Here is a 16,482-nt window from a genome sequence, read left to right on the forward strand (position 1 = left end):
TTCCTCTGCTCTCACGGTTTTCCTCTTTGTTTGGTTTTCTTTTGGTTTTTTTGTGGTGTGGGGGGGAGGGGGGCCTTTTTCTTTCTCCCCCCCCCCCCCCCCCCCCCCCACCACGGCACCGGAACCGGTTCCCGCAGGTCAACGCCCGTGAGCGTGTGAGTTGCTATAGCGCCCCAAAACACTCATGGGCCACTAGCGGGTGAGGTGGAGTGTCGGGCTTACTCCCACCAGAAGGACCAGGTGCGGCGGCCGCGGATCTCCTGGGAATAGGCCTCGATGGTGCCCGTCTCCTGCAGGATCCGGTCCGGGCAGAAGGTCCAGTGCTCCGCCGCGACGGCCGCGGCGTGGTCGGCGTCCTGCGGCGGCGCCGCCACGCTCAGGTCCAGCCGGTCCGGGCCGAGGCGCAGCAGGCGCGCCCCGAACCGCTCCTCCCAGCTGCGGGCCATCGCCGAGAGCCCGGCCGTGCGCGACACGTGGTTCGCCGCGCCGGACCAGCCCAGCGCCGTCAGCACGTCCGCGCCGCGCCGCACCGGGATGAGTGCGAGCCGGGTGTCGGCGTCGATGAAGCGCGGCAGCTGCTGGTTGGCCAGGACGTCCGGGTCCGCCAGCAGGTTCCCGCCCAGCGCCGGTCCCGGGCAGTTGTAGTCGAACGGCGCCAGCACTTCCAGGTCGTACGCCGGGCCGAGCTCGTCGTCGGCCTGCACCAGGCCGTCCCAGATCCGGGCCATCACGTCGACCACCCGCCAGCGGTCGATGTGTTCCAGCGGTTCCGGTGGCACGACGCCGACCGTGCACCGCTCCCCGTAGACCTCGTCGCTGTCGCACAGCAGCAGCGGCAACAGCCCGGTGATGCGGTGTTCGGCACGAAGGGCGGCGACGAGCTGCGGCGCCGGGGCGTCGTCGCTGATCCAGCACAGCGGCTCGGGGTTGTCGGTGAGGGTGGTCTGCTCGGTCAGGACCTCGCCGGGCGGTAGCGGGACGGAAATTCCTGCACCGGTGCCGAAAACCGCGGACAGGTCGGCAGGAGCCCCCGCTTGCCGGTCGTCTCGCAACACTTCACCGCCTCCTAGGCAACGCCCCTCGTCGCGGACCACCTTAGAGCCTGGCCTCGACCGGTTTCGCGTGGCGTGCGCAGCCCGCGGCCGTCAAGCCCCGGCGCGATCCGGGGAAAGTCCCGGGATCAGCAGGATTCTGCCGGTCCGGCTGCCCGAGATGTGCAGGTCGAGCGCGCGTGCCGCGGATTCCAGCGGCAGCCGCTCGGCGACCAGCGGCCGCAACTGTCCACTGGCGACCATTCGGAACAGTCCGGCCAGGTCCGTCCGGAACTGCTCGTTCGGCCTGATGTAGTACATCCGGGCCCGCCGGCCGCCGGTGCGCCCGAGCAGTCGCGCCAGCTCCCACCGGGCGAGCCGCCGGGTCAGGCCCAGGTAGGGGCGCCACCACGGCCCGTCGTCGTGCAGGGTCGCCGAGCTGCCGTAGGCGTGCAGCGAGCCACCCGGCGCGAGGAGTCGCCAGGACCGGTCCAGGCTCTCCGGGCCGAGCGGGTCGAAGATGGCGTCCACGCCGCCGGGCGCGAGCTCGGCCACGCGGGCGTCGACGTCCTCGGTGCGGTGGTCGATGAGCTCGATGCCGATGTCCCGCAGCTCTTCGTGCCGACTCGCGGACGCCGTCCCGATCACCCGCGCGCCGGCTGCGACGCCGAGCTTCGCCAGCAGGACGCCGACGCCGCCGCCGACGCCGTGCACCAGCACCGTCTGTCCACTTCGGATCTTCGCGGCGCGGTGCAGCATCTGCCAGGCCGTGACGCCGTTGACGATCATCGCGGCCGCGTCGCCGGCCTCGACCCCGTCCGGCACGGAAACCAGTTCGGCGTCCCGGATTTCGGCGTACTCGGCCCACGCGCCGGTGCGCGGCATGGCCGCGACCCGCTGGCCCGGCCGCCACCCGGTGACCGCCGAGCCGACCGCGATGACCTCGCCGACCAGGTCGTAGCCGGGCACGAACGGGAACTTCGGCTGGGCCGGGTAGCGCCCGCGCAGCATCTGCACCTCGGCGAAGGACACCCCGGTGGCTTCGACCCGGACCAGCACGCCGTGCGGTCCCGGCGCGGGCGGCGCGCTGCGCCGCGTGGTGACGACTTCGGTCCCGCCGAGGCCGGTGAGCACGATCTCGGTCCCGGTGCTGGGGATGGTCATGACGCCTCCATGTAACAAGCCAGTTTGATTGTTAGAAGCTATAACATGACTATGAGCCTGTTACGGTGTGGGTGTCAAGGGGAGGGGACATGGACGCAGCGCCGCGCAGCCCGCGGGAGCGGTTCCGGGAGCAGATCCGCAACGAGGCCAAGCGGGTCGCGCTCGACCAGCTCGCCGAATCGGGACCTGCGGGGATCTCGGTGAACGCGATCGCGAAGCGGATGGGCATCACCGGCCCCGCGCTGTACCGGTACTTCGACAGCCGGGACGCGCTGCTGACCGATCTGGTCGTGGACGCCTACGACGACCTCGGCGATGCGATGGAAGCCGCGGCGCAAGCACACCGCGGCGCGGATCCCGCGACGAGGTTCCGCGAGCTCGGCGCCCGGTTCAGGTCCTGGGCGCTGACGCAGCCGCACCGGTACCTGCTGCTGTTCGGCACGCCGGTGCCGGGCTTCCAGGCCCCGGAACTCACCATCGGCCTCGCCGACCGGGCCTTCCGGCCCGTCCTCGACGTCGTCGCCGACCTGGCTCCCGGCGGGCTGCCGGCGGAGCGCACGGCGTTCGACCGGCAGCTCGCCGCCTGGCGCGAGCGGCGCGGCGGATCGCCGCTCCCGCCGGCCGTCCTGCAGCGCGCGTTGCTGGCCTGGTCGCGGATGCACGGCTTGATCAGCCTCGAAGTGGAGGGGCAGTTCGGCGCGATGCTCGTCGACCCGGAGCCGCTGTTCCGGGCGGAGCTGGAATCGGTGCTCGACCAGCCCTGGCAGTGAGGCGGCTCCTCGGGGGTGCCTCGCTGGGGGAGAGGTCTGGAGCTGCGAGGCGACGCCCGGAGGAGCCGCGCGACTCGGGCGGATCCGCCGTCCTGCGAGGCGGAGCGGCCGAGAGGTCAGTCCCCTTCGCGGGGACGGGGAGTCTCGATCGAGCAATCGCCGCCCGGGTAGACGAGGCCCTCGTGGCCGTCCTTGAACCGGACCTTGTACGGCGGGGCGCCGTCCTCGCCGCGGACCTCCAGGATCTCGGCGATCTGGTCGGCCTCGTCGACGTGCCTGCTGTGCACGTGCAGTCGATCACCAACGGCTGCTTTCATCACCCATCACCTCCGCGGTCCCAGACTAAGTGACCGGGGCCACACCGCGCATCGGGTGCGCCGCGGAGGTGCGGGCGGCCGCCTCAGTTGCCGATCTGCGAGCAGGTGGTGGTCACCTGCTGGTACCGCTCCAGCTGGGCGGTGGTCCACTCCGCGCTCGACTCCAGCGTGATCTCGCCGGAGGCGACGCGCTGCACGGACTGCTCGACCTCGAGGAGGTTCTGGCGCAGCGTCTGGTCGGCCGTCTGCTCGGCCAGCTTGCGCAGTTCCTCGGCCTTCGCCTCCGCGTCGGCCTTCGCCTGTTGCGGGTCGGCGAAGTTGGGCATGAAGCTCGCGACGTTGATCGCCTGCGCGCAAGCGGAAATCGAATCCAGGTCCTGCTGCGCCTGCTGGATCTGCTCGTCGGCGTTCTGCAGGCCCTGCTGAACCTCCTGAACCTGGCCGCACGCGGCGAGGCCGGCCAGCAGCGGCAGCGACAGGGCTGCCACCACGAACCTCTTTCGAGCTCGCATCTTCCCTCCGGGGCTTCGGGCGGCGCCGAAGTGGTGCCGCTCTTGTACCCTATCGACCCCGGAATGAGCGATGGGCGAAATGTCGTATCCAGTCGGTCCGAGATCGGCTAAATCCCGTGGATTCGGGAGCGGAACCGATCAGGACGGGGAGATCCAGGCCATGATCTCGGGCGGCAGGTCGAGCTGGGCGATCCACGGGGCCGCGCCGATCCGGTAGAGGACGACGGCGCTCAGCACCACTGCGGCGATCGTCAGGCCCGGGCCGATGAGCACCATCTCCACCTTGCCGCCGGTGCGCATCCGCAGCGCCTTCGGCGGTGCCACCGGGTACCAGGTCTTGCCGCTCAGCGGCACCGGCCAGAGCATCGGGCAGCCCTGCTCGGTGATCGCGTCGCCGATGAAGTGCGCGATGCAGCCGATCATCACCGCCACCCCGAAGGCCGCGGCGTTGGTGGGCTGGTCGCCGGCCCAGGCCCAGCAGGCGAGGGTGAGCAGCACCGAGGCCACCGTGATCATCAGCGCGTCCTTGCCGGACGACCAGGTGTGCAGGAGGCCCCGGACCGCGAGCCCGGCGAAGAAGAACATCAGCACGCCGAGCGCGGTGCCCTGGCTGGTCTGCACGATGGCCGTGGTGATCAGCCCGGCGAGCACGGCGAAGACGACGGTGTGGGTGAAGCCGCGGTGGGTGCCCTCCCGGTTGCTGTCGTGCTTGGTGCGGGTCAGCCGGTAGATGAAGCCGCTGAAGCTGCTGATCCCGGCCGACGCGCCGCGCGAGACGGCGCCGAAGGTGCTGGCGACCGTCGACTTCGGGTGATCGATGTCGGGCAGCAGCGCGGCTCCGGCGGACAGCGTGGCCCCGACCACCCAGGTCTTCGGGGATAATTGCCCCAGCGCGTGAGTGTCGGCCAGGGCGGTCACTGCCGCCCAAGCGGCCACCCCGCTCATCGCGTGCGTCGGTCCGGTCGCCACGGCCGCCTCCAAGATCGCTCGGTCGGGTGTCGAGCCTAGAAGAAGATCACGACACCTGGTCGCGGTCGGGAACAGTGGCGCAACGCGCGTCCGCCGGGGTGGTGGCGGACGACGGGGGCAAGGCACAATCGAAGCCGATAGCAGTACGCTTGTACCGCTTGCATTCTCGCGAGAGGAGCACCCCGCCACATGAGCAAGATCAAGGTCCAGGGCACCGTAGCCGAGCTCGACGGCGATGAGATGACCCGGATCATCTGGTCCTTCATCAAGGACAAGCTGATCCACCCGTACCTGGACATCAACCTCGATTACTACGACCTCGGCATCGAGCACCGGGATGCCACCGACGACCAGGTCACGGTCGACGCGGCCAACGCCATCGCCAAGCACGGCGTCGGTGTGAAGTGCGCCACCATCACGCCGGACGAGGCCCGCGTGGAGGAGTTCGGCCTGAAGAAGATGTGGCGGAGCCCGAACGGGACGATCCGCAACATCCTCGGCGGCGTCATCTTCCGCGAGCCGATCGTGATCTCCAACATCCCGCGCTACGTGCCGACCTGGACGAAGCCGATCGTCATCGGTCGTCACGCGCACGGCGACCAGTACAAGGCCACCGACTTCAAGGTCCCCGGCCCGGGCACCGTCACCGTCACCTACACCCCGGAAGACGGCGGCGAGCCGATCGAGTTCGAGGTCGCCAAGTTCGGTGCGGACGGCGGCGTCGCGATGGCGATGTACAACTACCGCAAGTCGATCGAGGAGTTCGCGCGCGCGTCCTTCCGCTACGGCCTGGAGCGCGGCTACCCGGTCTACATGTCGACCAAGAACACGATCCTCAAGGCCTACGACGGCATGTTCAAGGACGTGTTCCAGGAGATCTTCGACGCCGAGTACAAGGCCGAGTTCGACGCCAAGGGCATCAGCTACGAGCACCGGCTGATCGACGACATGGTCGCCAGCGCCCTGAAGTGGGAGGGCGGCTACGTCTGGGCCTGCAAGAACTACGACGGTGACGTGCAGTCCGACACCGTGGCGCAGGGCTTCGGCTCGCTGGGTCTGATGACCTCGGTCCTGATGACCGCCGACGGCAAGGTGGAGGCCGAGGCCGCGCACGGCACGGTCACCCGCCACTACCGCCAGCACCAGCAGGGCAAGCCCACCTCGACCAACCCGATCGCGTCGATCTTCGCCTGGACCCGCGGCCTGCAGCACCGGGGCAAGCTGGACTCGACCCCGGAGGTCGTCGGCTTCGCCGACACGCTGGAGAAGGTCGTCATCGAGACCGTCGAGAGCGGCAAGATGACCAAGGACCTGGCACTGCTGGTCGGCGGCGACCAGGCGTTCCAGACCACCGAGGCGTTCCTCGCGACGCTGGACGAGAACCTCCAGAAGAAGATGGCCAACCGCTGATCTTCCGCACCGCGAACGCCGCTCCCCACCAGGGGGGCGGCGTTTTCCGCTTTCCAGGGCGATTCCGGCGTACGTCGCCCGCCAAGAGCCCGGGCGGGGACTCCTGCCGGCGAGGGCCGGTCGGCGGGCTTCGATTTCCATTGAAATCGAAGAACTCATGCACACCCCTACGGCGTGTCGTCACCCGACACGCGGGGAGGGTGTGGACAACCCGCAATTTCCATTGAAATCGAACCTTCGATTTCAATGGAAATTGCGGTCACTTCGGGCCGGTCGGGGACCAGATGCCCTCGACCAGCAGGGTCAGGAAGCGGTCGATGCTGTTCGGGCTGTGCTCGTTGGCCCACGAGATCGACGCCACCAGCAGCAGGAGTTCGCTCGCCAGGAGATCGGGGCGGACCTCGCCGGCCTGCTGGGCGCGCGCGAGCAGCTGTTCCCCCACCTCCCGCATCGCGTGGCAGGACGCGTAGAGCCGGGACTCCTCGTCGTTCAGCGTTGCCATCACAGAGGCGGGCAGCCCCTGGTACCTGTTCGACGACTTCGCGAATTCCCGCAGCCAGGTGACCAGCGCGGTCCGCGGCGACTTCGCGCCCAGCAGGTCGGCGCCCATCTCGCACAGCGTGGCGAAGCGGTCGTGCAGCAGTGCTTCGAGCAGCGCGTCCCGCGTCGGGAAGTGCCGGTAGAGGGTGCCGATGCCGACTCCGGCGCTGCGCGCGATCTCCTCCAGCGAAGCGTCGGTTCCGCGCTCGCGGAAGGCGGCCTCGGCTTCCGCGAGCAGTCGTTCGTAGTTCCGGCGCGCGTCGGCCCGCATCGGGCGTCGCTCGGTCGTCATGTCCTCACCCATCGGAAACTCGTTGCCAACCGGAGGCTCCCTCCGTATTCTTCCGGAGAACCGGAGGATGCCTCAGCTTAATCGGAGGATGGCAGAACATGTCCCACGCGCAGCACGACCCCGGCCGGCTCGGAATCTGGACGTTCGCGTTCGATCCGCACCCCGCCGCGCGGGTCCGCGAGGCCGCCGCGGAACTGGAGGACCTGGGCTACGGCGCGGTGTGGTTCGGCGAGGCGTTCGGCCGGGACGCGGTGTCCCAGGCCGCACTGCTGCTCGGCGCGACGGAGCGAATCGTCGTGGCGACCGGTATCGCGAACATGTACCTGCGGGATCCGATCGCCGCGGCGGCCGCGGAACGCTCGCTCGGCGAGCAGCACCCCGGCCGGTTCGTGCTCGGCCTCGGCGGGCACCGGGTTCCCAGATCGCCGATCGCGTCCGCCGGCTATCGCATCCCCTTCAGCGGCAAGCCGGTGTCGAGCATGCGCGACTACCTCGACAACCTGGACGAGGTTCCGCTCAACGCCGCCGCGGCAACGGTGCCGCCCCGGCGGCTCCTCGCCGCGCTGGGGCCGAAGATGCTGGACCTGGCCGCCGAACGCACCTGGGGAGCGCACACCTACTTCGTGCCCGTCGCGCACACCGCGATGGCGCGTGCACGCATGGGCCCGGCGGCGTACCTCGCGGTCGAACAGGCCGTTGTGCTCGACCCGGACCCGGATCGGGCTCGCCGGACGAAGCGCGAGCACGTCGGCGGTTACCTGCAGGCCCCGCACCAGCGGAACAACCTGCTGCGGCTCGGCTTCGGCGAAGCCGATCTCGCCGACGGCGGCAGCGACCGGCTGGTCGACGCGATCGTCGCCGGCGGCGACATCGAGAACATCGCCGAACGGGTGCGGGAGCACTTCCAGGCCGGTGCCGACCACGTCTGCCTGCAGGTGCTGACGGCGACGCCGGGCGAACTGCCGATGTCCCAGTGGCGAGAGCTGGCGGCGCTCGTCCAGGGGTAGCGGGCGCTCAGGGGGCGAAGGCGCAGAACTCGTTGCCCTCGGGGTCGGCGAGGATGTCCCAGTCGATCTCCTCGTCCCGGGCCCGGACCAGGGTCGCGCCCAGCGCGAGCAGTTCGTCGCGGTCGCCGACGACGTCCAGGTGCATCCGGTTCTTGCCGTTCTTCGGCTCGCGCACCGGGTTGAGCCAGATCAGCGGCCCGACGCCGGCCGGGTCGACGATCGGCACCGGCCACTCGGCGGGGCGATCGCCCGCGGCGGCGAGGCTGTCCCGGCGGACGTAGCCGATCGCTCGGCACCACCAGTCCGCCAACGCCTGGTGGTCGAGCGCGTCCAGTGCGAGGTCCTTGAAGCGTGCGGGCATGCCCGGATTCAACCGGACTACCGCCTGCGCACGGGTGCCGGGCGGGCGACACCCGAGCCGCTGAACCGGGCGTGCCGACGGGTGCCCGGGGTTCCGCGCTCGCAGCCGGGCCGGTTATAGCTGGTCTGACCGTGCCGGACCAGGAGGTGTGCCGTGTTCCTGTTGCCTCGTCCGTTGTTGCTCATCGGTGCCGGTGTGCTCGGGGTGAGCTACCTGGCCGGCACCGGCCAGGCCGGGTTCGGCGTCGGGGAGCCCGGGCCGTGCACCTTCCACGTCACCGCCGACGTCCTCAACGTCCGCTCCGGGCCCGGTTCCGGGGAGGACCGGGTGGGCAGCCTGGGCAACGGCGAAGAGGTGACGGCGACGCCCAACGTGGTCGGCGGCTTCCGCGATCTGGGCGGCGCGCGCTGGGCGGCCGCCGAGTTCCTGGCGCCCGTGCCGGGCAGCTCCTGCGATCCCTGACGGAACCGGCGCGCGGTGCGCATCGTTGGACTCCTGGGACGTGTTCGAACGGACGGGAGTGCCGATGCCGTACCAGTACAAGGTCGTGGAGCTCCGGGAGAAGTGGCTCGGCGGCAAGATGTCGGGCGACAAGCTGGAGCGGGTCCTCAACGACCACGCAGCCGACGGCTGGCAGCTGAAGGCGATCACCGGGGCCGACGTCAAGGGGCGGGTCGGCCCGGGCGGCGTAGAAGGGCTCCTGGTCACCTTCGAGCGCCAGGCGTGAGGCGGGGTGGTGCACGGCCGCTTTCGCGGGTCGGCTAAGCTGAACCCCGCAAGCGGCCGAGCCGCTCGGCGCGATTAGCTCAGCGGGAGAGCACTACCTTGACACGGTAGGGGTCACTGGTTCAATCCCAGTATCGCGCACCACCACTCGAACCCTGCCGGTGATCTTCGCCAGCAGGGTTTCGTCGTTCCGGCGGTGTTCGCGACCGTGTCGACGCTGCGTCCACTGTGGATCCGACCGGGTCGATGTGTCGACTTGTTGCCCGATGGGGAACCTGTCCTGTTCTGTCGGTGACAGCGCGCATCGGCCTGAATACGTTGGTTCAGACCAACATCCCCGAGCCCCGAGGTGGGACATGCGCAGCAGGGCGATCACGGCAATGGTGCTGGCGCTGGCGGCGGTGGCCCCCGGCTTCGCCAGCGCGGGGAGTCCCGCGCCGATGGCGGATCCGCCGCCCGCCACCTGGCAGGAGCACTGGTTCGAGCACGACCAGAACCTGCGGCTGATCGACCACAACGACACCGTGGCGCTCTACTTCGACCAGGACGTCGACCCGGCCGCGCGGGAATGGCTGATGCCGTACCTGACCTCGATGTGGCAGTACTCCCAGCAGACCTACGGCAACTCCGGCAACCAGATGACGGCCGACCGGCTGTACTCGGTCCACCACGAGGGCAAGTACTACGGCGGCCACCCGTCGACCGTCTACGACGAGTCGCACGACTTCCGCAACGTCAGCGACGTCGGCGGCGACGACTGGGCCGCGCCGCAGTACGAGATCGTGACGCACGAGGCGGGGCACGTCGTCGAGAGCATCGCCGCCGGGAAGCACGGCTCGCCCGCATTCGGCCTGTGGGGCGACAGCAAGTGGATGGAGTTCTACATCTACGACGTCTACACGCAGCTCGGAATGGCGGCCGAGGCCGAGGACTTCTACAACCGGATGACCGCCGACGACCACGTGGACGACTTCCCGCGCGCCGGCACGCACTGGTTCCGCGACTGGTTCCACCCGCTGTGGCGCGACCACGGCGGCGCCCAGGTGATGGTGCGCTACTTCGACCTGCTGGGGCGGTACTTCCCGGCCAACGGCGAGGAATTCGCCCGCGACATGAACTGGGGCGAGTTCGTGCACTTCATGAGCGGCGCGGCCGGGGTGAACCTGAAGGGCCTCGCCACCGAGGCGTTCGGCTGGCCCGCGGAGTGGGAGGCGCAGTTCGTCAAGGCGCAGCAGGACTTCCCGGAAGTCCGGTACTCCTGACGGCGGCATCGCGCGGCCGCCCGGCCCCGTCACCTCACGCGATCGGGTAGCCGCGCGCCCAGGTACCGGCTAATCTAAAACAAGATTCACTTTTCACATTTTCGAGCGTTGCCAAATCGTGTCCATTGAGGACCGTTATCTGCTTTGATCTAGGCGTCGTTACCGATGTCGCGCAGTGGCCACACGTTGTAGTGACCCGGTGCGATATTTCCTTCCGGTGCTGGTAGAGATCTTATTCGGACGGTCGGAAAACCGATCGCCAATCCCGAAGAAGTTTCTGTCTGGAGGGGTTTGTAATGACGCGTGCTCGCTGGATGTTCGGTGCTATCGGTGCTCTGGCTGCGATTTCCCTCGTGCCGGCGGGAGCCCAGGCCGCTTCGGCTCCTGCCCCGGCGTACCCGGGGGCGGAGATCAGCAGCGTCGTCGACGGGTCCCGGTGGGTCGACTTCGGCAGCGACTCGGTGGTCAAGACCGCCCCGTTCGGCGTCCTCGGCGAGGCCGACAAGTGGGTCGTCTCCGACCGGTTCGACGGCAGCTGGACCATTCGGAACCAGCAGACGAACCGTTGTGTGCAGGCCAACTCGCAGGGCGGCCCGCAGGTCCTCTCCCTGCCGTGCCAGCCCGGAAACCCGAGCCAAGACTGGGTTTTCGCGCGGGATGAAGACGGCTGGATCATCAGCCCGAAGCTGGACCAGGACGTCGCGGTGACCGTCGAGCCGCACGCTCCGGTGGGGACCTGGCTGAAGCTCGAACCGCGCTGGCAGTCGTTCGGCAACACGAACGTCTTCCGGTTCGACGCCTGAAGCTGATCCGGCCGGCCCCGCTGGGGCCGCGTTAGCGACCCGCTGATCCGACGCGCGCAGCCGCCGGATCAGCGGGTTTCTTCATGCGCGCGGGTCCGCTGATCACCATTTGGAGTGATCAAGATGTTTCGGTCCGCCGCCGAATGCCAATACGCCGGTAGGTTTCTGTTACCCCATTTCGGGGTGCGGATTCCAAGGTGCCCGGGTGCTTCGCAATTCCGATCGCCGCGGGGCGCCCTGGACGGCGCGAAATCGATTGGTCTACGAAGGGAATCGGTTGATGAGTACTGCGAAGCAGGCGCTCGCCGCGGCCGCTGTGGCGTTGCCGCTGCTGCTGGTGGCCTCCGGCACGGCGTTGGCGGCCAACGGTCCTTCGGCGAGCCCACCGAAGGCCTCCTGGATCGTGAAGCAGACCCAGGAGCAGGCCGAGCAGAACCACACGGTGCAGAACAACATCAACGTCTCGCCGATCACCCAGGTCAGCACCAGCGGCAAGGGTGAGCAGTCGGCGCTGACCTTTACCCAGCAGAACAACTACAACAGCTCCGAGCAGTCCGAGGGCGAGCTGCAGGTCGAGGACTAGTCCGGTGGATGCGGGCGAGCACCGCGGCGGCGGGTGGGGATGAAAAGGGGCTTGGCCCGGCGAGGGAATCGCCGGGCCAAGCCCTTTCAGATGCGGGAGGACTGCGAAAGCGAGGGGGCCGCTATCGTCACCAGTCTTCCTGCACACCGACCTCGGTCTGGTCGGTGTCGGCGTCGTTGGACTGGTTGCTCCAGCTCACCGAGTTCGCCTCACCGCTGCCCACGTTCAACGTGTACTGCGTCGGCACGTTGACGTTGGCCTGGTCGGTGTCCGCATCCTGGTTCTGAGCCAGGACCTGGTTGTCCTTGATGTTCCACGGGTGGTGGTGGCCACCGTCGGCGAGCGCCATTCCCGGGGCACCGAGCATGATGGGGAGGCCCAGAGCGGTAGCAGCGATGACGCGCTTGGCAGAACGCATAACTATTAATCCCCTTCGTACTGACTTCAACAAGTGACGCCGCAGGAACCGCTGGCCGACTTTGTCGGTATGAAAAGTCAGTGGATTCCCATCGGATTAAGAAACCCTGCCGCAGCGGGGCCATCTAGAACATAGCGTGGCCGCAAAGCCGTGCAACCCGAGATTTTGGTCGCTCACCTCATCTGATGATCCCGATCGGTGCGTTCGCGCGGCGGGCCACCTGACGGAGATCTGCGCCAGGGGCAAGGCATCGCGCAGTGCGGCGGCTCTCCGCTCGACTGCGCCGAGACGATCACGCGATCGGCAGGCCGTGCCCGGCTGGGGGCGCGTTACGGCTACGTTCCGTCTGAGGTTCCGGGTGTGCATTCGATTTGCGCGGCCTAGGCGTCGTTGCGGCCGATGTCCGCTCGGAATAGGAAAAGTCGACGTGAAACGTAGTCGCTTCTTTTCGGGTCCGGGACACTGGCGGGTTAATCCCGCCTACCCGGTGTCGCCGAGTGGCCCGATGCCGTCGCCGAATCGGAGCGGGTAGATCGTCGCGGTGGACCGGCCGGGTGTGAGATCGCCGCTCGGCGGTGGCTGGCCGTAGCGGCTACCGCTTCGAGGGAGCCCGATAGGTGATCGTTTGGACTTCGCGCGGAGAGATCGTTCGGCGTGCGGTAAGGAGGACGGGGGTTTTCTTTATGTTCGGACGGAGGATGCAGGAAATGACCGATTCCCGGTTGTTCGGACGCGGTGCAGTGAGCGTCGTCTTCGCTGCTGCGGTGCTGGTTCCAGGAGTTGCTTCGGCCACGTCCGACGGTGCGGGGCAGAGCACGTTGAAGTTGACGGTGACGGAATCCCAGAAATCCCGGACGGTCACGCTGACCTGCGATCCGGCGAGAGGAGAGCACCCGCGTGCGACCGATGCGTGCGCGGAGCTGCAGCGGGTGGATGGGAAGTTCGAGCGGTTGGGCCAGAGCGAGCCGAAGAGCTGTACCAAGGAGAGCCGCCAGGTGAACGCTTCCGCGGAGGGCACCTGGCGCGGTCAGCCGGTCGGATACCAGGTGATGCTGGCCAATCCTTGCACGCTGAAGGCCGCGACCGGTTCCGTGTTCGACTTCTGATCACCCGTTCCGCCGCACCCCAGGGATTGCCGAAAGGCAAGGAGTGCAGCGTGAAAGTCGCCGCCCGTGGTCGCGCACGCCACGCGGCGGAACCAAGGCGGGATCGCATTCGCAGGGCGTGACTCTGGCCCTTCGGCTCGCCTGCGCCGCACTCGCAGTGGCTTCACCGGCAGGCCCGGTGAGGCCACTGCGTTCTTTCCGGCGATGTGATTCCCGACCGACCACAGCAGAACGTCGGGGAGCGGAATTCCTCCCGCTCCCCGACGTTCTGCTGCTTGCTGATCCCGGTCAGCAGCGTCCCGCGATGGTCTGGTCGAAGAGGACGGTCGGGCCCGTCGCCACGACCATCCGTGAGCTCTTGCCGTTGGCGATGCCGACGCTGTTGATGGACATGCCGTTACCGCTGACGGAGCCGCTGGCCCGCTGTTCCCCGTCCACCTTGACGATGTAGGAGTGCTTTTGACCGTCCTTGGTGGCGCTGCGGACGGTCAGCCGCACCGCGGTCGACGCGGAATCCTCCAGCCCGGCAGCGATTTTCGGCGCCGCAGCCAAGACCGGCAGGTCGGCCGCGCGCAGGCACCTGGCCTCGCCCACCTCGACGGTCAGCGGCGGCCCGGCCGCCCAGGCCGTCGCGGCGACCACCGATGCGCCGACGGTCAGAGTTCCCAGCGCGGCCAGCACGACTGCCGTCTCGCGGCGAATTCCCATGACTTGCCTCCTGAAACGAGATTCGGATCGTGAGCAGTTACGAACGCTAGGGGCGGCCCGTGCGCCGTGCCCGGCGGACCGTCCCCGCGTGGCCCCAACGTGCGACCTCCGACGGTCTGGATTTCGGGAGACCGACTTGCGCAAGTAGCTGTGGGGCAACGGTTTTCACATCGTCCTTCTTGATCATTTCGTGATTGAGATCGAGATTCTACTTCTTGATCTTTTTTCTCGTGGTCGATCTTCTTCATCTGATCAGTTGAGTTGTTCGGGGCCAAATCCCGGCGCGTCGGACGCACTGCGTGATCGTGCATCCTCACGGGTGGCGAGTGATTCTCTTTGGTGTGGCCCGACATGCCGGACCGGCCAAATCAATGGCAACGTTTGTCGTGTCGGTCGGCGCACCCCAAATTCCCGGATTTCCGGGAACTCGACTGCCGGTCCGGCGATTGTCCAACATGGATGGGAGCTATAGGAATGCGTACTTCGATTCGCCTTCTCGGTGTCACCGCTGCTGCTGCTGCGATGCTGGCCATGGGCTCGCCCGCCTTCGCCGACGGCGGCAAGCACAAGGGCGGGAAGGACGACCACTCGGTGACCGCGTCCGAGGCTGAGGGCGGCGACGGCAAGGGTGGCAACGGTGGCCTCGGCGTGAACGTCCTGTGTGGCATCGGCGTCGGCGTCCTGGGCGAGGGCAACGGCTCTTGCTCCGCCGCTGACGGCGGCAACGGTGTCGGCGGCGACGCCGACTCCAGCGCGTACAGCGAGGACTGATCCGGACGCGGGCGACCCCCAGCCCGCACGTCCAGATGAGAGCGTGCCGACCGGTCTGCGAGCCGGTCGGCACGCTCTTTTTGTTGGAGCAACGAAGTCCCGTCGCTCCTACGGGTGACTGGTGTGTCGATCTGCATGTCGTTGGAGGTGTTCCGCGGGCTCCGGTGAAAGGGTCCACGCGTTGATTTCGGTACCGCCGAATCCTTCCGGGCAGTAGTGGCGGAGCCGTTCAACCAAAGTGGTATCCATCCAGATTGGAGTTCACAGTGCGCAGGTCTGTTCGTGTTCTGTTCGCCGGTGCCGCCGCTGTCGGGTTGCTCGCGATGGGAGGGTCGCCGGCGCTGGCCGCCAAGGGCAAGGAGAAGGCGTCCGACGATGACTCCACCGTGACCGCTGCGGCCGAAGGTGGTGACGGCGGAAACGGCGGCAACGGTGGCTTCGGGGTGAACGTTTGCCCGTCCATCGCGTTGCTGGCTCCGGCGAAGGCCGACTGCGGCGCGGGCAACGGCGGCAGCGCCAACGGTGGCGACGCCGAAGCGACCGCGGAAGACGACAGCAAGGACCGGAAGTACTCCGAGGACGACGAGTGATCCTGGGAATTTCCTAGGGGCGCGGAAGCCGCGTCGGTCGCTGCGCGACCGACGTGTCGCGCCCGAGGTTCTCGCTGGTAGCGGGCAGGCCACGTCCGAAGAAATCCCACGGCCTGCCCGCTTTTCGAGAGTAAGGCCGCCGGTTCGCCCGCGATCGGCCGAACCGGCGAAGCCGCCCGGATCGGGCGATCCGGGCGCGCGAGGTCTGGACCACAATGGACTGTTCGGGGTCTCGGTATTCATGAAAATGTGTCGGCCTCCTGGTGGAGACCGACACATTTTCATTTCTAGCCCTGCGAACTACTTCGGGCGTCAGTCCTCGTCCTCGTCGTCGCCGTGCTTCTTGGCATCGGCATCCGCGGATCCGTTGGAGCTCGTGCCGTTCGGTGCCACCGAGCACTCGGCCGTGATCTGGCCGCCGGTGAGGGAGAGCGGCCGGCAGAGGCTGAACCCCTGGCCGGATTCGCCGTCGCTGCCGGGTTTTTCGGTGGTGCTCCGCTCGGCCTGCGCGACCGGCTGGGTCGCCAGGCCGGCCGCCAGCACGCCGACGCCGAGTGCGGCGGCGGTGCCGAAGAGGCGTGCAGAAGTGATCACTAGTACTCCGTTCCACGTCGTCGCCCCGAACTCGTCATCGACAGCAGGCCTGGCGTTCCGGTTCGGGGCGAAGACTCAGGTCGGCCGGACTGCTCTCGTTCGGGCGGGAGCGCCGGGCCGCGATTCCGGTGTCAGTCGTCGGATTCGGTGTCCCGGCTGTCGTCCTCCGCCTCGGCCCACGCGTCGCCGCCGTTCGCGCTGCCGCCGTTGCCGGCGCCGCAGTGGGCCTCGGCCTTCGCGAGGATGCCGATCGCCGGGCAGATGTTCACGCCGAATCCGCCGTTTCCGCCGTTCCCGCCCTTGCCGCCCTGGGCCGCGGCCGTGACGGTGGAGTCGTTGTCGGATTCCTTGCTCTTGCCCTTGGCGGCCAGCGCCGGGGAAGCCCCCATCGTGAGCAGGCCGACGGCCGCGACCCCTGCGAACAGGGCACGGGTTGAACTGCGCATGTCAGACTCCGATCTGGATTTTTCCGGTGGTGTCAGGGCCGGCCGCGAATCGTCGGGGCGGGCGAATGACGCGGCAAACCTTCCACCGGTGTCGCAGATCGA

General features: G+C 68.3%; 22 protein-coding genes and 1 tRNA gene. 12 read left to right on the forward strand and 11 right to left on the reverse strand.

The window, feature by feature from the left end; all coding sequences use genetic code 11:
- Positions 1-218 precede the first annotated feature (218 nt).
- Both AC07EQ_RS10890 and AC07EQ_RS10895 read right to left on the reverse strand, forming a co-directional pair.
- On the reverse strand, positions 219-1,055 hold the full coding sequence (locus AC07EQ_RS10890; protein WP_478387815.1) for a DUF4253 domain-containing protein: 837 nt from the start codon (positions 1,053-1,055) through the stop codon (positions 219-221).
- A 90-nt stretch (positions 1,056-1,145) separates the two neighbouring features.
- Positions 1,146-2,195 (reverse strand): medium chain dehydrogenase/reductase family protein, encoded by a 1,050-nt coding sequence (locus tag AC07EQ_RS10895; RefSeq protein ID WP_478387816.1) that lies wholly within the window; start codon positions 2,193-2,195, stop codon positions 1,146-1,148.
- A gap of 89 nt (positions 2,196-2,284) precedes the next feature.
- On the opposite strand from AC07EQ_RS10895, the gene AC07EQ_RS10900 reads away from it, so the two are divergent.
- Positions 2,285-2,965: a TetR/AcrR family transcriptional regulator gene (locus tag AC07EQ_RS10900; RefSeq protein WP_478387817.1), complete on the forward strand. Its 681-nt coding sequence runs from the start codon at positions 2,285-2,287 to the stop codon at positions 2,963-2,965.
- A 116-nt stretch (positions 2,966-3,081) separates the two neighbouring features.
- Here AC07EQ_RS10900 and AC07EQ_RS10905 read toward each other — a convergent pair whose 3' ends face one another.
- The 3 genes from AC07EQ_RS10905 to AC07EQ_RS10915 all read right to left on the reverse strand — a co-directional run bounded on the left by AC07EQ_RS10905 (position 3,082) and on the right by AC07EQ_RS10915 (position 4,763).
- The gene (locus AC07EQ_RS10905) at positions 3,082-3,282 is read right to left on the reverse strand and encodes a DUF1918 domain-containing protein (protein ID WP_478387818.1); all 201 of its coding nucleotides are present in this window, start codon (positions 3,280-3,282) and stop codon (positions 3,082-3,084) included.
- A gap of 83 nt (positions 3,283-3,365) precedes the next feature.
- Positions 3,366-3,794 carry a hypothetical protein gene (locus tag AC07EQ_RS10910; RefSeq protein ID WP_478387819.1) on the reverse strand — a complete coding sequence of 143 codons (429 nt, stop codon included), beginning with the start codon at positions 3,792-3,794 and terminating at the stop codon, positions 3,366-3,368.
- A 138-nt stretch (positions 3,795-3,932) separates the two neighbouring features.
- Positions 3,933-4,763, reverse strand: coding sequence for a metal-dependent hydrolase (locus tag AC07EQ_RS10915; protein ID WP_478387820.1), 831 nt, complete (start codon positions 4,761-4,763; stop codon positions 3,933-3,935).
- Positions 4,764-4,952: 189 nt separating this feature from the next.
- On the opposite strand from AC07EQ_RS10915, the gene AC07EQ_RS10920 reads away from it, so the two are divergent.
- Positions 4,953-6,173 carry an NADP-dependent isocitrate dehydrogenase gene (locus tag AC07EQ_RS10920; RefSeq protein WP_478387821.1) on the forward strand — a complete coding sequence of 407 codons (1,221 nt, stop codon included), beginning with the start codon at positions 4,953-4,955 and terminating at the stop codon, positions 6,171-6,173.
- Positions 6,174-6,432: 259 nt separating this feature from the next.
- Here AC07EQ_RS10920 and AC07EQ_RS10925 read toward each other — a convergent pair whose 3' ends face one another.
- The gene (locus tag AC07EQ_RS10925; RefSeq protein WP_478387822.1) at positions 6,433-7,005 is read right to left on the reverse strand and encodes a TetR/AcrR family transcriptional regulator; all 573 of its coding nucleotides are present in this window, start codon (positions 7,003-7,005) and stop codon (positions 6,433-6,435) included.
- A gap of 98 nt (positions 7,006-7,103) precedes the next feature.
- Here AC07EQ_RS10925 and AC07EQ_RS10930 point away from each other — a divergent pair, with 98 nt between their 5' ends.
- Positions 7,104-8,012, forward strand: coding sequence for a TIGR03620 family F420-dependent LLM class oxidoreductase (locus AC07EQ_RS10930; RefSeq protein ID WP_478387823.1), 909 nt, complete (start codon positions 7,104-7,106; stop codon positions 8,010-8,012).
- Between the two features lie 7 nt (positions 8,013-8,019).
- Here AC07EQ_RS10930 and AC07EQ_RS10935 read toward each other — a convergent pair whose 3' ends face one another.
- On the reverse strand, positions 8,020-8,373 hold the full coding sequence (locus tag AC07EQ_RS10935; protein WP_478387824.1) for a VOC family protein: 354 nt from the start codon (positions 8,371-8,373) through the stop codon (positions 8,020-8,022).
- Positions 8,374-8,526: 153 nt separating this feature from the next.
- On the opposite strand from AC07EQ_RS10935, the gene AC07EQ_RS10940 reads away from it, so the two are divergent.
- The 6 genes from AC07EQ_RS10940 to AC07EQ_RS10965 all read left to right on the forward strand — a co-directional run bounded on the left by AC07EQ_RS10940 (position 8,527) and on the right by AC07EQ_RS10965 (position 11,747).
- Positions 8,527-8,835 (forward strand): SH3 domain-containing protein, encoded by a 309-nt coding sequence (locus AC07EQ_RS10940; protein WP_478387825.1) that lies wholly within the window; start codon positions 8,527-8,529, stop codon positions 8,833-8,835.
- 64 nt (positions 8,836-8,899) lie between these two features.
- Complete coding sequence (locus tag AC07EQ_RS10945; RefSeq protein ID WP_478387826.1) at positions 8,900-9,100, forward strand: DUF4177 domain-containing protein; 201 nt, start codon at positions 8,900-8,902, stop codon at positions 9,098-9,100.
- 68 nt (positions 9,101-9,168) lie between these two features.
- A tRNA-Val gene (locus AC07EQ_RS10950) sits at positions 9,169-9,243 on the forward strand.
- A 212-nt stretch (positions 9,244-9,455) separates the two neighbouring features.
- Complete coding sequence (locus AC07EQ_RS10955) at positions 9,456-10,361, forward strand: hypothetical protein (RefSeq protein ID WP_478387827.1); 906 nt, start codon at positions 9,456-9,458, stop codon at positions 10,359-10,361.
- A gap of 353 nt (positions 10,362-10,714) precedes the next feature.
- A complete protein-coding gene (locus AC07EQ_RS10960) occupies positions 10,715-11,164 on the forward strand; it encodes an RICIN domain-containing protein (RefSeq protein WP_478387828.1) in 450 nt (149 codons plus the stop codon).
- 280 nt (positions 11,165-11,444) lie between these two features.
- Positions 11,445-11,747 (forward strand): hypothetical protein, encoded by a 303-nt coding sequence (locus tag AC07EQ_RS10965; RefSeq protein ID WP_478387829.1) that lies wholly within the window; start codon positions 11,445-11,447, stop codon positions 11,745-11,747.
- Between the two features lie 127 nt (positions 11,748-11,874).
- On the opposite strand, the gene AC07EQ_RS10970 is transcribed toward AC07EQ_RS10965, so the two are convergent.
- Positions 11,875-12,165: a hypothetical protein gene (locus AC07EQ_RS10970; protein WP_478387830.1), complete on the reverse strand. Its 291-nt coding sequence runs from the start codon at positions 12,163-12,165 to the stop codon at positions 11,875-11,877.
- A gap of 617 nt (positions 12,166-12,782) precedes the next feature.
- Here AC07EQ_RS10970 and AC07EQ_RS10975 point away from each other — a divergent pair.
- The gene (locus AC07EQ_RS10975; protein ID WP_478387831.1) at positions 12,783-13,271 is read left to right on the forward strand and encodes an SSI family serine proteinase inhibitor; all 489 of its coding nucleotides are present in this window, start codon (positions 12,783-12,785) and stop codon (positions 13,269-13,271) included.
- Positions 13,272-13,559: 288 nt separating this feature from the next.
- Here AC07EQ_RS10975 and AC07EQ_RS10980 read toward each other — a convergent pair whose 3' ends face one another.
- On the reverse strand, positions 13,560-13,979 hold the full coding sequence (locus AC07EQ_RS10980) for a hypothetical protein (protein WP_478387832.1): 420 nt from the start codon (positions 13,977-13,979) through the stop codon (positions 13,560-13,562).
- Positions 13,980-14,453: 474 nt separating this feature from the next.
- Between AC07EQ_RS10980 and AC07EQ_RS10985 the strand changes: the two genes are divergently transcribed.
- Both AC07EQ_RS10985 and AC07EQ_RS10990 read left to right on the forward strand, forming a co-directional pair.
- Complete coding sequence (locus AC07EQ_RS10985) at positions 14,454-14,750, forward strand: hypothetical protein (protein WP_478387833.1); 297 nt, start codon at positions 14,454-14,456, stop codon at positions 14,748-14,750.
- Between the two features lie 266 nt (positions 14,751-15,016).
- Positions 15,017-15,340: a hypothetical protein gene (locus tag AC07EQ_RS10990; protein WP_478387834.1), complete on the forward strand. Its 324-nt coding sequence runs from the start codon at positions 15,017-15,019 to the stop codon at positions 15,338-15,340.
- 312 nt (positions 15,341-15,652) lie between these two features.
- On the opposite strand, the gene AC07EQ_RS10995 is transcribed toward AC07EQ_RS10990, so the two are convergent.
- A complete protein-coding gene (locus tag AC07EQ_RS10995) occupies positions 15,653-15,934 on the reverse strand; it encodes a hypothetical protein (protein ID WP_478387835.1) in 282 nt (93 codons plus the stop codon).
- A gap of 131 nt (positions 15,935-16,065) precedes the next feature.
- Positions 16,066-16,380, reverse strand: a complete 315-nt coding sequence (locus tag AC07EQ_RS11000; protein ID WP_478387836.1) for a hypothetical protein — start codon at positions 16,378-16,380, stop codon at positions 16,066-16,068.
- Positions 16,381-16,482: the final 102 nt, after the last annotated feature.

It is taken from the genome of Saccharopolyspora sp. NPDC045839 (assembly GCF_056431645.1).

What these genes read in the sequence shown, in the direction of transcription:
- AC07EQ_RS10895 (WP_478387816.1), bottom strand. Translation starts at nt 2,195, where the DNA reads ATGACCATCCCCAGCACCGGGACCGAGATCGTGCTCACCGGCCTCGGC.
- AC07EQ_RS10900 (WP_478387817.1), top strand. Translation starts at nt 2,285, where the DNA reads ATGGACGCAGCGCCGCGCAGCCCGCGGGAGCGGTTCCGGGAGCAGATC.
- AC07EQ_RS10905 (WP_478387818.1), bottom strand. Translation starts at nt 3,282, where the DNA reads ATGAAAGCAGCCGTTGGTGATCGACTGCACGTGCACAGCAGGCACGTC.
- AC07EQ_RS10910 (WP_478387819.1), bottom strand. Translation starts at nt 3,794, where the DNA reads ATGCGAGCTCGAAAGAGGTTCGTGGTGGCAGCCCTGTCGCTGCCGCTG.
- AC07EQ_RS10920 (WP_478387821.1), top strand. Translation starts at nt 4,953, where the DNA reads ATGAGCAAGATCAAGGTCCAGGGCACCGTAGCCGAGCTCGACGGCGAT.
- AC07EQ_RS10925 (WP_478387822.1), bottom strand. Translation starts at nt 7,005, where the DNA reads ATGACGACCGAGCGACGCCCGATGCGGGCCGACGCGCGCCGGAACTAC.
- AC07EQ_RS10930 (WP_478387823.1), top strand. Translation starts at nt 7,104, where the DNA reads ATGTCCCACGCGCAGCACGACCCCGGCCGGCTCGGAATCTGGACGTTC.
- AC07EQ_RS10935 (WP_478387824.1), bottom strand. Translation starts at nt 8,373, where the DNA reads ATGCCCGCACGCTTCAAGGACCTCGCACTGGACGCGCTCGACCACCAG.
- AC07EQ_RS10945 (WP_478387826.1), top strand. Translation starts at nt 8,900, where the DNA reads ATGCCGTACCAGTACAAGGTCGTGGAGCTCCGGGAGAAGTGGCTCGGC.
- AC07EQ_RS10955 (WP_478387827.1), top strand. Translation starts at nt 9,456, where the DNA reads ATGCGCAGCAGGGCGATCACGGCAATGGTGCTGGCGCTGGCGGCGGTG.
- AC07EQ_RS10965 (WP_478387829.1), top strand. Translation starts at nt 11,445, where the DNA reads ATGAGTACTGCGAAGCAGGCGCTCGCCGCGGCCGCTGTGGCGTTGCCG.
- AC07EQ_RS10970 (WP_478387830.1), bottom strand. Translation starts at nt 12,165, where the DNA reads ATGCGTTCTGCCAAGCGCGTCATCGCTGCTACCGCTCTGGGCCTCCCC.
- AC07EQ_RS10980 (WP_478387832.1), bottom strand. Translation starts at nt 13,979, where the DNA reads ATGGGAATTCGCCGCGAGACGGCAGTCGTGCTGGCCGCGCTGGGAACT.
- AC07EQ_RS10985 (WP_478387833.1), top strand. Translation starts at nt 14,454, where the DNA reads ATGCGTACTTCGATTCGCCTTCTCGGTGTCACCGCTGCTGCTGCTGCG.
- AC07EQ_RS11000 (WP_478387836.1), bottom strand. Translation starts at nt 16,380, where the DNA reads ATGCGCAGTTCAACCCGTGCCCTGTTCGCAGGGGTCGCGGCCGTCGGC.